At 66.1% G+C, this 12,209-nt stretch carries 9 protein-coding genes; 5 read left to right on the plus strand and 4 right to left on the minus strand.

Going from position 1 to position 12,209, the window contains the following annotated elements; genetic code table 11:
* Positions 1–64: 64 nt before the first annotated feature.
* From KHN96_RS03550 to KHN96_RS03560, 3 genes are all read right to left on the minus strand, one after another.
* Positions 65–1,489, minus strand: a complete 1,425-nt coding sequence (locus KHN96_RS03550; protein WP_045218879.1) for a discoidin domain-containing protein — start codon at positions 1,487–1,489, stop codon at positions 65–67.
* A gap of 460 nt (positions 1,490–1,949) precedes the next feature.
* Entirely contained in the window at positions 1,950–3,731 is a 1,782-nt protein-coding gene (locus KHN96_RS03555) for an EAL domain-containing protein (RefSeq protein ID WP_062738061.1), read from the minus strand.
* Positions 3,732–3,964: 233 nt separating this feature from the next.
* The gene (locus KHN96_RS03560) at positions 3,965–5,611 is read right to left on the minus strand and encodes an APC family permease (RefSeq protein ID WP_062738062.1); all 1,647 of its coding nucleotides are present in this window, start codon (positions 5,609–5,611) and stop codon (positions 3,965–3,967) included.
* Between the two features lie 362 nt (positions 5,612–5,973).
* Here KHN96_RS03560 and KHN96_RS03565 point away from each other — a divergent pair, with 362 nt between their 5' ends.
* Complete coding sequence (locus KHN96_RS03565; RefSeq protein WP_062738063.1) at positions 5,974–7,329, plus strand: MATE family efflux transporter; 1,356 nt, start codon at positions 5,974–5,976, stop codon at positions 7,327–7,329.
* A 17-nt stretch (positions 7,330–7,346) separates the two neighbouring features.
* On the opposite strand, the gene KHN96_RS03570 is transcribed toward KHN96_RS03565, so the two are convergent.
* Positions 7,347–7,943, minus strand: coding sequence for a helix-turn-helix domain-containing protein (locus KHN96_RS03570; protein ID WP_045218871.1), 597 nt, complete (start codon positions 7,941–7,943; stop codon positions 7,347–7,349).
* A gap of 87 nt (positions 7,944–8,030) precedes the next feature.
* Between KHN96_RS03570 and kbl the strand changes: the two genes are divergently transcribed.
* The 4 genes from kbl to KHN96_RS03590 all read left to right on the plus strand — a co-directional run bounded on the left by kbl (position 8,031) and on the right by KHN96_RS03590 (position 12,137).
* A complete protein-coding gene (gene kbl, locus KHN96_RS03575; RefSeq protein ID WP_062738064.1) occupies positions 8,031–9,248 on the plus strand; it encodes a glycine C-acetyltransferase in 1,218 nt (405 codons plus the stop codon).
* Complete coding sequence (locus tag KHN96_RS03580) at positions 9,248–10,237, plus strand: L-threonine 3-dehydrogenase (RefSeq protein ID WP_062738065.1); 990 nt, start codon at positions 9,248–9,250, stop codon at positions 10,235–10,237. The genes kbl and KHN96_RS03580 overlap by 1 nt, the downstream gene beginning before the upstream one ends.
* An 82-nt stretch (positions 10,238–10,319) precedes the next feature.
* Positions 10,320–10,613 (plus strand): hypothetical protein, encoded by a 294-nt coding sequence (locus KHN96_RS03585; protein WP_233902547.1) that lies wholly within the window; start codon positions 10,320–10,322, stop codon positions 10,611–10,613.
* 585 nt (positions 10,614–11,198) lie between these two features.
* Positions 11,199–12,137, plus strand: a complete 939-nt coding sequence (locus tag KHN96_RS03590; protein WP_045218862.1) for a LuxR C-terminal-related transcriptional regulator — start codon at positions 11,199–11,201, stop codon at positions 12,135–12,137.
* Positions 12,138–12,209: the final 72 nt, after the last annotated feature.

The raw sequence follows: 12,209 nt of genomic DNA on the forward strand, positions 1-12,209 counted from the left end.
GCCCCGATGGCCGAAGCCACCGGGGCGTTGTCAGGTCAGCGATGCCCGATCTGCGGCTTGCCGATCAGTAGCCCCACACCTGCATCTCGTTCACCGAGTAGCCCCATTGCGTGGCCCGCTGCGTGCCGTACATGCGCACATAGCGGCCGCTGCCCTTCAGGTTGGCCAGCGACGTGTGACCCCAGGACGCCCCGTTCGAGGTCGAGTAGAGGTTGGTCCAGTTCACGCCGTCGTTGGAGGTCTGGATGGAATACACCTTGGCGCCCGCGTCCCAGTACAGGTCGACGCCGGTGATGGTGCGCGTCGTGCCGAGGTCAACCATCAGCCATTGCGTCCCGGCGGCACTGCCTTCGATCGAATCCCAACGTGTGTTGGTCGTGTTGCCGTCAAACGCATAGGCCGGACCCAGGCTCGCGCTGTAGCTCGACGATGCGCTGGCCGGCTTGCCTTGCGAGAGCAGCGTGACGGCCGGTGCCGCCGCCGCGGCGCCGCCGCCGGCGTAGTAGTTCGAGCCGAGCTTCGCCTTGCTGGTATCCGAGTTCACGCCAAACTGCGACAGGCTCCAGCGCTGGCCGGTGGTCACGTCGCCGAGGTAGAGCTGGTAGCCGCCCGCGCTCGTCGACGAGAAGAACACGTAGTTCGTGCCGTTGACGGGGGCCGGGTCGGAGTTGTTGCTGTTGCAGTCGTTGAGCGAGAGCTGGTTCGGCGTGTCGCCCGGGTTGACCTTGGTGTAGATCTGGTCGGCCTGACTGGCAGCGTCGTGCCAGCGTGCGTAGAACACGGTGCCGTCGGCCCGCACGATCGGGTAGTACGTGGCGAGGCCCGCCGGCGTGTCGAAGGCCACCTTCGCGGTGCTGCCCACGGTCTGCTTGTACAGGCCCATGCCCGAGCCGGTGCCCGTGGTGTAGAAGATCGCCGTGCCGTCCGGCGTGGCAAACGGCATCGAGTTTTCCTGCGAAGGCGCCGTGCGGGTCAGGTTCACTACCGAGGTGAACACCGGCCCAGAGCTCGTGTACGACAGCGCGGCCTGCATCACGTCGCCGTTCTGCTTGAAGTACAGCGACTTGCCGTCCGCGCTGAACTTCGGGTCTTCATTGCGCGTCTGGCCGCTGCTGTTGGTCAGGTTGATCGGCATGTTGCTCGTGCCGATCTGCCAGAAGAACAGGTTCCACGCGTTGTTCTTGATGCCCATGAAGGCGAGCCACTTGCCATCCGGGCTGAACACGGCGTTCATCGGATCCTGGATGCCCCAGGTCGCCTTGGAGACTTGCGTGAGCGTGCGCGCAGCGAAGTCGTAGATGAAGATCTGGCTGGTGCCATCGCCGTAGCTCACATAGCTGTGATACGCGAGCTTGCCGGTCAGGCTGGCGGGGAATGTGGCGTTGGATTGCGTGGGCGGATTGGCAACGCAGGACGCTTGGCTGGGCGCCGAAAAAAGCGCAAACGTTGCGCCGGCGATCAAGCCCAGGGAGAACAGACGGGTACGCATGAAACAGGACTTCCTTGCAAGTGGGGCAGTGGCATGGGGGCCACGGCGTTGATCACTCGCCACTTCTCCGGCGTTGGGCAAGGCTCCGCCAATCTCGGGGTGTCCCAAGTTGAAAAAGCGCCACAAGCCGGGGGAGGTGACGAGGCGTGAAGACGCGCCCAAAAAACCCTGTTGCTTCGTACCGTCGTGCTTCTTGTCGGGGTCTCGACTACATCGAAAAGGCGAATCGCGGGCGAGACTGTAAGGGTTTCGCTGACACTCCGAAACCCCAATAAGAAAGCCGTTCTTGGCCTAATTCGCCGGGGTGGGAGCAGGTCGCCACATGGCCGTGTAAATGTGACATGCAGAAAATGCAAAACGTTGAGCGCGCTGCACGTGCATGGACGTTTTTGTCATTTTTACCGCGGCTATTTGCCGCGGCTTCTCGGTGCAAACTTTGCTGACGCTCGCCGGCGCTCTCCTACGCCATGGTGAAGGCCTGTGCAGGGTACATCGCTTCGAGATGGAACCCGCTCTCGCTCTGCTTTGCACGCCGCTTGGCGAGCGCCGCCGCGGTGCCGATGTCGTCGCTGTTGCGCGCCGCGCCGGGATGGACATGCAGGGCCCCCACGGCCATCGTCACAAAGCGGAAGAAGGCGGGAAGGCCCTTGCGGTCTTCTGCGTGAATGCCGCCGGCCGCGCGGTCGGCCTGCGTATACATGGCCAGGGCGTTGGCGTTGAATGCCGCCATCGCCTGCGCGATGCGCGCGCGCCAGTCGGCGCTCTGGAAGAGGATCAGGAAATCGTCGCCGCCCACGTGGCCCAGGAAATCGCGCGTGGGCTCGCACGCGGCGGCCAGCACGGCGGCGGCCATCTTGAGCATCTCGTCGCCCTGCCAGTAGCCGTACTGGTCGTTGAAGGGCTTGAAGTGATTGAGGTCGACGTAGCAGGCGTAGAACTCCGCGCGCGCTTCCAGCAGACGTTCAATGTGCAGGTTCAGCGGGATGTTGCCCGGCAGGAACGTGAGCGGATTAGCGTAGCGCGCGGCCTCGATGCGGATTTCCGTGACGGTGCGCACGAGTTCTTCGCCGGTGCCCAGGCCCAGGTAGCGGCCGTTCTCGGTGATGATGAAGCCGTCGGTCAGGTAGCGCTGGTCTTCGCTCATCAGCAGCGCCGACATGTCTTCGAGCGAGGCCGATTTTTCCACCAGCACCGGCTGCCGGTTGGCAAACGCCAGCGCCGGCTTCTTGCCGTACAGCTCGCGGTGATACGGCATCGCATAGCGGTCGATGAAGGCGCGGCGCGCGATGAGCGCGAGCGGGCGTTCGTCTTCATCGAGGAGCGCCACGGCGTGCAGGTCGGGGTGGCGGTTGAACAGCTGGAGCACGTCGTCATTGCTGCTGCGCAGGGGCAGGGTGGGCGCCACACGCAGCAGCTTGCTGGCCGTGATGGCACGCCACCCCACGCGCACGGCCTGTGGAAACACCGCAATCTGCGAAGACTGCAGCACGCGTGCCGCGTGATTCGACATGTCGCTCGCCGGTGTGTCGTGCGGGCGCGCCAGGAAGAAGCCCTGCCCGAACCGGATGCCTAGGTCGCGCACCACGCCCAGCTCGTCTTCGGTCTCCAGCCCTTCGGCGATGATGCTGGTGGCACCGCCCTTGAGCGTCTGCTGCAAGGAGCGTGCGATGTCGAGCTTGGCGGGATGCTTGGCGATGTCGCGCAGGAAATACTTGTCGAGCTTGATGAAGTCGGGCGTGAGCTCGATGAGCAGGTTGAGGTTGGCATTGCCGGTGCCGAAATCGTCGAGCGCGCATTGCAGGCCGAAGTCCCGCGCCACCGACAGCGCCTGCGCGAAGCTCGGCAGGTCGTCGATGGGCGTCTGCTCGGTCAGCTCGATGACGATGCGCGAGGGGTGGAGGTCGTGGTCGGCAATCGCGTGCAGCAGCCGGGCATGATCTTGCAGCAGCTGCCGCACGCCCTGGGCGCTGAAGTTCAGGAACAGCTTGCCCGGCAGCCGCATGGCCGAGAAGCGGGCGATGGCCAGGCGTGCGGCGGCGGTCTCCAGCGCGATCGCGCCGGCCGTGTCGCGGGCCGCCGCGAACAGCGCCGCGGGTGTCTCCATGGCCGAGCCGACCGGCCCGCGCAGCAGCGCTTCATAACCGAGCACTTCCGCGGTGGCAAGGCGAAAGATCGGCTGGAACACCGTGCGCAGCATCTCGGGAGCGATGCCCGCAGGCAGGGGGAGCGGCGAGGACGTCATGGGTCAGGGCAGCGAGCGCAGGATCGGACATTCTGCTAAACGGTCCCCTGAACATAGAGTTGAATGAACTTTTTGTGACGCCAGCAGCGGCGCGGGCTGGCGGTCCGGATGCCCCACCACGGAGGGGCGTGGCCCAATGACACGTTCTCCGAACGCAAGCGCTTGCGCGCAAAGAAAAACGCCCGCCGGCGAGCCGGTCGGGCGTTGTCTTCGGTGCAGCGGTGAGCCGCCGCTCAGATGCTCTGCGGCACGCCGCGCGGCGCACGTTGGCCGCCGTGCAGCCGGGCCTCTTCGTGCACGCTGTCGACTTCTTCCAGATAGCGCGTGTGCCAGCCGCTGGCCACGCCCCAGTGGTAGAAGACCAGCGAGATGGCCGCCACGATGCCCATGTCCCAGCCGTACGGGATGTAGCCATGGCCGCCGAACTGCGTGCTGCCGCAGTACGACAGCGCGGCGATGGTCGGCAGGTAGGCGATCATCCACCAGGCGCCCTTGAGCTCGGTCTTGAAGTCGGGCCAGCCGGCCTTGGCCTGGTAGTAGAAGTACACGGGCAGGGCCACCAGCATCAGCACGATGATCTCGCCTGTCAGCGGCCACTTGGCCCAGTACAGGATCAGCGACGCACACACGAAGGCGAACGGCGCGATGAGCGACAGGCCCGGCAGGCGCAGCGGACGATGCAGCTGCGGCGAGCTGCGGCGCAGCGACATCACGCTGATCGGCCCCGTCAGGTACGAGATGACCGTCGCCACCGAAATGACAGCCGCCAGCGCACCCCAGCCGCGGAAGAAGAACAGGAAGATGAACGACACCGCGAGGTTGAACCACATGGCCGGGCGCGACACGCCAAACACCGGATGCACGCGGCCGAAGATGGCAGGCATGGTGTTGTTGCGCTCCATGGCGTAGATCATGCGCGTGGTGGTGGCCATGTACGTGCTGCCCGTGCCCGAGGGGCTGACGAACGCGTCGATGTACAGCACCAGCGCAAGCCAGTTCAGGTTCAGCGCGATCGCCAGCTGGGCGAACGGCGAGTGGAAGTCGATGCCGTGCCAGCCGCCGGCCAGCGATTCCGGCGGCACCGCGCCCAGGAAGGCGACCTGCAGCGCCACGTAGATCACCGCCGCCAGCAGGATCGAGCCGATCACCGCGATGGGCACGTTGCGGCCCGGGTTGCGCGCCTCGCCCGCGAGGTTGATCGGGCTCTGGAAGCCGTTGAACGCGAACACGATGCCGCTGGTGGCAATGGCCGTCAGCACGGCAGACCAGCCGTACGGTGCGAAGCCCTGCGCCGTGCCGCTCGCGGCATCGCCCATGCCGAAGTTGCCCGGATGGAAGCCCGCCGCCACCAGCGCCACGGCCGTCGCCGCCGGGATGATGAACTTGAAGATCGTGATGGCGTTGTTGGCCTTGGCAAACACCTTCACGCCCCAGTAGTTCAGAAGGAAGTACACGACGACCAGCACTGCCGAGAGTGCCAGTCCGACCGGCGTCAGCTCACCGTTCTGGAACAGGCCTTGCGCCCACGGCCATGGCCACGAGCTCATGTACTGGATGGAGGCCTCGGCCTCGATGGGGATCACGGTGACGATGGCGATCCAGTTGGCCCAGGCCGCCACGAAGCCGACCAGCGAGCCATGCGAGTAGCGTGCGTAGCGCACCATGCCACCCGACTCGGGGAACATAGCCCCCAGTTCGGCGTACGTCAGGGCGATGGCGAGGATGACGACGGCGCCGATGACCCACGTGAAGATGGCCGCGGGGCCGGCCACCTGCGCGGCATGGCCGGCACCGAAGAGCCAGCCCGAACCGATGATCGAGCCCAGACCGGTCAGCATCAGGGCCCAGGCGCCAAGGTTGCGTTGTACGTTTTTTTCCAAGAGGAGTCTCCACCCCGGCGAGTCGGAGGCTCGACAGGGCATCGCGGTTTGGTGAGGAGTCCGCTTCGTTCTAACGAGGCGATGCGGTTTGGGCATCGCCCACCGTCCCGTGTGGTGGGTGTCACCAGCCTGGGACATGCGGGTGCCGGCTGACGCGAAGCATCAACCGCACCAGTCCGGTCGCGATGAAGGGCGGGGCACGATGCCTGCCCTCCGGGGGGATTCGCGTATAGTCACCGGCGACGTTGTGCGGGGTGCCGCACGTGCCGCTCGATTGCCGGAGCTCGCAATGGGGCGCAATGATAGCGAAATCAAGGGCGGTTGCACCGCTTTTTCACTGTTTCCGCCAGTTTTTTGCCCGCATGGAGTCCTCTTCCGTCACTTCGGTTGCACCTGCATCACCCGCGCAGTGGCACCGGCGCGTGCTGATGCTGGCCTTTCCCATCGTCCTCGCCAACCTGACCCAGCCCATCCTGTCGGCCGTGGATACGGCCGTGGCGGGGCACCTGCCGGGGCCCGAATACATCGGCGGCGTGGCGCTGGGTGGCGTGTTCTTCAACTTCGTATTCTGGGGCTTCGGCTTCCTGCGCATGGGGACGACGGGTCTCGTGTCGCAGGCGCACGGGGCCGGCGATACGCGTGCGCTGCGAGCGAGCGTGGTCCGCGCACTGTTGCTGGCGTGGGCCATCGGCGCGGCGCTGCTCGTGCTGCAGGTGCCAGCCATCCGCATCACCCTGGCGCTGCTGGGGGCAAGCGAATCCGTCACGCGCATGGCCGACGTCTATTGCCACGCGCGGATCTGGTCGGCGCCGTTCGCGCTCGCCAACTACGTGGTTCTCGGCACGCTGCTCGGGCGGCAGCAGGTGCGGCGCGCGCTCCTGCTGCAGGTGTTCATCAACGCGGTCAACATGGCTGCGGTGCTGGGTCTGGTGCTTGGGGCCGGCATGGGCGTCGGCGGCATTGGCGCGGCGACGGCGCTGGCCGACATGGCCGGCTTTGCGCTCGGCATGCTGTTGCTGTGGCTGCAGCGGCCGACGGGCTTGCCGCCGCTCACGCGCGCCGAATTGATGGCGCCCGACGCGTGGCGCCGCCTGATGGGCCTGAACACCGACATCTTCCTGCGCACGCTCTGCCTGCTGGCTGCCTTCGGCTGGTTTGCCCACGCGGGCGCCCGGCAGGGCGACGTGGTGCTGGCCGCCAACGCGCTGCTGCTCAACTTCCTGACCTTCATGGCCTATGGCCTGGACGGCTTCGCGCATGCGGCGGAAGCCCTGGTGGGCGCCGCGCTGGGCGCGCGGGATCGGGCTGCGCTGCGCATGGCGATCCGCGTGTCGACGTTCTGGTCCGTGCTCGGGGCGGGCCTCTTCGCGGCCGTGTATGCGCTTGCCGGCGCCGCCATCATCGGCGTGCTGACCGACCAGCCGCCCGTGCGCGAAGCCGCGCGCCATTACCTCGTGTGGGCGGCGCTGCTGCCGGTTGCGTCGGTGTGGGGCTTCCAGTTTGACGGCGTATTCATCGGTGCGACGCGCACGCGCGAACTGCTCGTGACGATGGCCGTGGCGGCGGTGGCGTTCTGGGGGTTGTCGGTCACGCTGCAGCCGTTGTGGGGCAACCACGGGCTGTGGGTCGCCATGCTGGCCTTCATGGCGTTGCGCGGGCTGATGCTCGGGATGCTGCTGCCGCGGGTGTGGCGGGTGCCGCCGCTGCAGGCGGCGTAGCCGGCTCATCTGCGGCGCTACTGCGCATACTCCACCACCAGCAGCGCCGTCGCCACCGTCTTGCCGGCGTTGGAAATCGCGTGCTGCACATCCACCGGATAACGCGCCGATTCCCCATGCCGCACCTTCTTCTCGCTCGGGCCTGACTGCACCGTCAACGTGCCGCTCAGCACGGACAGATGCTCCTTCGCGCCCGCCTCATGCGGTTCGGAGGCCAGCACGCCACCCGGCTGGATCGCGAGTTCATACCATTCAAAGCGCGCGGCCAGTTCCACCGGGCCAAGAATCTTCAATTCGCACTTGCCATCCGGGCTTTTGATGACTGGGATGGAGTGAGCAGGGATGACCGTCACCGCAGGCGCCGCATCCGCCGCGCCGTCTGGCGAGAGGAAATCCGCCAGCCCCACGCCCAGCGCCGTGGCCAGGCGCCACAGCACGGCAACCGTGGGGTTGGCGAGGTTGCGCTCCACTTGCGAGAGCATGGATTTGGAAACGCCGGCGCGGCGCGACAGCTCGTCGAGCGACATCTTGCGCGCCTGGCGCAGCGCTTGCAGCTTGGCGCCCACGGCGGGGGGGCCGTCGGCGAGTACATCGGTGGCAGGGGCTTGTGCCATCGGTGGGTATCTTGTAAATTGAACAAATTATTCGATATATCGAACTTGTTCGATTTATCGATCAGCGCAGTCTACAGGAGGAGCCCCATGGGGACAACGACAGCCAACGCTTGTGCCGACGCCTTCTACACGCACATCCGCCGCGAGCTCGAAGCGATCGACGAAGCGGGTCTCTACAAGACCGAGCGCATCATCACGTCGCCGCAGGGCAGCGTGATCCGCACGGACGACGGCAAGGAGGTCATCAACCTCTGCGCCAACAACTACCTGGGCCTGTCGTCGCACCCCGAGGTGCTGAAGGCCGCGCATGAGGCGCTGCAGACGCACGGCTTTGGCCTGAGCTCGGTGCGCTTCATCTGCGGCACGCAGGATCTGCACAAGACGCTGGAAGCCCGGCTGGCGAAGTTTCTCGGCACCGAAGACACCATCCTCTACGGCTCGGCGTTCGACGCCAACGGCGGGCTGTTCGAGACGCTGCTCGGCGCGGAGGACGCCGTCATCAGCGATGAACTGAACCATGCGTCCATCATCGACGGCATCCGCCTGTGCAAGGCGCAGCGCTATCGGTACAAGCACAACGATCTGGAGGACCTGCGCGCCCAGTTGCAGGCCGCCGACGCAGCGGGCGCGCGCTTCAAGCTCGTCTTTACCGACGGCGTGTTCTCGATGGACGGCACGATTGCGCGGCTGGATGAAATCCGCACCATCTGCGATGAATTCGGCGCGCTGCTGGGCATCGATGAATGCCATGCCACGGGCTTTCTCGGCAAGCGCGGGCGCGGCTCGCACGAGCACCGCGGCGTGTTCGGCAAGATCGACATCATCACCGGCACGCTGGGCAAGGGCCTGGGCGGGGCGTCGGGCGGTTTCACCAGCGCGCGCAAGGAAGTCGTGGCGCTGCTGCGCCAGCGTTCGCGTCCGTATCTGTTTTCGAATACCGTGGCGCCGTCCATTGTCGGGGCAACGATCAAGGTGCTCGACCTGCTGGAGGCCGATACCGCCCTGCGCGACAAGCTCGAAGCCAGCGCGCTGTATTTCCGCCGCAAGATCGTCGAACTCGGTTTCGACATCAAGCCGGGCGACCACCCCATCGTGCCGATCATGGTGTACGACGCACAAAAGGCGCAGGCCCTGTCGAAGCGCCTGCTGGAACTCGGTGTGTACGTGATCGGTTTCTTCTATCCCGTGGTGCCCAAAGGGCAGGCGCGCATCCGTGTGCAGATCAGCGCGGTGCACGAGCGCGAGCAGCTCGATGCGGCGCTCAAGGCCTTCGAGACAGCCGGCAAGGAACTGGGGATCATCTGATGAGCAGCGGGACTGGAACGAGCGGCACCGCGGGCGCGGCGCCACGCATCCTCATCATCGGCGCGAACGGGCAGCTGGGCACCGAACTGGCGGCCGCGCTGGCCGAGCGCTACGGCAACAACAACGTCGTGACGAGCGACATGGTGCCGCGCGGCCGGCACGCGCAGATCCGCCACGAGACGCTCGACGTGACCGATCGCGGCCAGCTGCGCGAGATCATCGAGCGCCACGGCATCACGCAGATCTATCACCTCGCGGCGGCGCTGTCGGCGGCCGGCGAGCAGTCGCCCACCTGGGCCTGGCAGCTCAACATGAACGGGTTGCTGAACGTGCTCGAGGCCGCGCGCAACCATCAACTCGAGCGGATCTTCTGGCCCAGCTCGATTGCGGCGTTCGGCCCGACCACCCCGCCGGACAGCACCCCGCAGAGCACGATCATGGAGCCCAGGACGGTCTACGGCATCTCCAAGCTGGCGGGGGAGGGCTGGTGCCGCTGGTATTTCGAGCACCATGGCGTCGACGTGCGCAGCCTGCGCTATCCGGGGTTGATTTCGTACAAGACCGCACCCGGCGGCGGCACGACCGACTACGCCATCGACATCTTCCATTCCGCCGTGAAGGGCGAGCGCTACACGTGCTTTCTCGACCGCGACGAGGCGCTGCCCATGATGTACATGCCCGACGCGATCCGGGCCACCATCGAGCTGATGGAAGCGCCGGCCGAGCGCATCACCGAGCGCGGCAGCTACAACCTCGCGGGGGTGAGCTTTACGCCGGCGCAGCTGGCGGCGGAAATCCGCAAGCACCGTCCGGCATTCGAAGTGGACTACGCGCCGGACTTCCGCCAGGCGATTGCGGCAAGCTGGCCGAACTCGATCGACGACAGCGTGGCCCGCCGCGACTGGGGCTGGAAGCCGGAATACGGCCTGGCTGAAATCACCACCGACATGCTGCAGAACCTGGCCCCCCTGGCCACGCAATCGGCCTAGGCGATTTCTGTCGGGGGAAATGAACGGCTCGGATGCGGCTGTTCTCGGTTTCGCTTCGGCCGGTTGTGTTCAACAATGCAGCATGGCCATCACTTCTTCCTCCCGCCGCATGTCCTGCCCGACGCCCGACGAACGTGCCAAGAACTCCGAGCCGGCGCCGCGCCATCGCGACGATCCACCGCCCGCGCAGCGGACATGGTGGGTGCCGGTGGTGCGCACCTCGGTCGCGGCGTGTGTGGTGGCGGCCATTCCGCATACGTCGATCCCGCTGCCGTTCCCGGATGGCACGTGGATGCTGCACACCGCCGCGGCGCTGATCTTCATGGTGGGAGCCATCGACAGCCTGTTTCTATTCGTCATGCGCCGCAAGCCGTAACAGCGGCGTCATCCGGCTGTCAACCGGACAGCGCAGGTCCATGCAATGTGGCGTCTGACGGGCGCCTCGGTAAGTTTTAAAACAGGTTGTAAAAACGTTCAGACGACGTCCGCCGGTAGGAGCACGCCGACGTCGCACACCGGGCAGACGTAACAGATTCGTTACAGAAACCGGGCGTATTTTCTGCATTGCAGCAATCACTGCATCAGCCCGGCAATCCTTTGCCACTGCGGGTCTCGGCCGCTTTCCCGCCCCCGGCTTTTGTGCCGGAAATGTAAGCAGATGTTGCGCTGCACGCGCCTGGCCCAATGCTTGCTCCATGACGTGCGGTCACTCTGCAAGTGCAGGGCGTATGCATCACACGCGGCACGTGCAGAACACGCTCTTCCTATAAGCGAATCCGGAATCGGATGTGTCCCCACGGCATTCGCACTTCGCTTTTCCACCGGCGGCTTTGGCCCGGCGCGTGGCAGGGCGCTTTCTCGGACGGTCCCGGGGTTTCGACGGTCATCTGCGCGCGCGCTTGCCGCGGCGGGCGCTTGCGCATGTGTGACCGGAATCGCTTCACAAGAAAACGAGGAAACCATGAAAGCAGTCCTGCTGGAGAATCATCCGTTGTTGCGAGCCGGACTTGCGCAGCTGCTCGCGCATCCCGCCCTGGGCCTGGAAGTCGTTGCTCCCGCACTGCCCGCACGCGCGCTTGGCGAGCTGCAGCCCGTCGATGTGCAGGCCGATCTGCTCGTGATCGGCCTGGAGGAGGCCGAAGCGCCGATCGATGCGACGCTGCTGCGCGAAACCATCGCCCGCAGCGAGGCGCGCCACGTGGTGCTGCTTGCAGCAAGTCTGTCGCCCGAAGAGGCGCACGTTGCTATGACATGCGGGGCAGACGCGTACGCCTCCAAGACGCAATCGCCGGAAGTCCTCCTGGCAACCCTGCAACTCGTGCTGGCCGGCGGCCAGTCGTACCCGCCGCTGATGCCGCGCGCACCGCACGCTGCGGCGCCGCTGGCGCTCGATGCGGCGCAAGCAGCGGAGCGGCTCAATGTGTCGCTGCGGCAGTACGAAGTGCTGGTGCTGCTCTCGCGCGGACATTCGGTCAAGGGTGTCGGGCGCCTGCTCGGCATTTCCGAAGCCACCGTCAAGACGCACGCCTGCACGCTGTACCGCCGCCTGAATGTGCGCAACAAGAGCGAAGCCGTGTACGCAGCCATGCGCCTCGGGATTCCGCTGGAACTGCAGGGCGGCACCTCGCATGAAGCCGCCGCAGGCACGGCGACGCCGCACGTGGCGAGCCGTGTGCCAGAAGACTCTGCCCCGTTTGTCCAGACGGGCGCACCTGCCATTCCCCTTGGCACGCCGGCACGGGATGCCGTGATGGTGTCTTCGTCTGCGCCCGCCGGGGCGCCAGACCTTGGCGCCGAATCGCGCTGGGCTGCCATGACGCGTGCCTTTGGCGGCGTGGCACCCGCCAAGCCGATGCGCGCGCCCCTGCGTGCCGCCAACGGTACGGCCCGCCTGGGCTGACCGGCCGCAGCCGCTTTCCATGCAATGCGGAGAGCGTGCCCATGCACGCGCCGCTTACTGGACACCAGAACA

It is taken from the genome of Ralstonia mannitolilytica, assembly GCF_905397375.1.
Taxonomy (GTDB): Bacteria; Pseudomonadota; Gammaproteobacteria; order Burkholderiales; family Burkholderiaceae; genus Ralstonia; species Ralstonia mannitolilytica.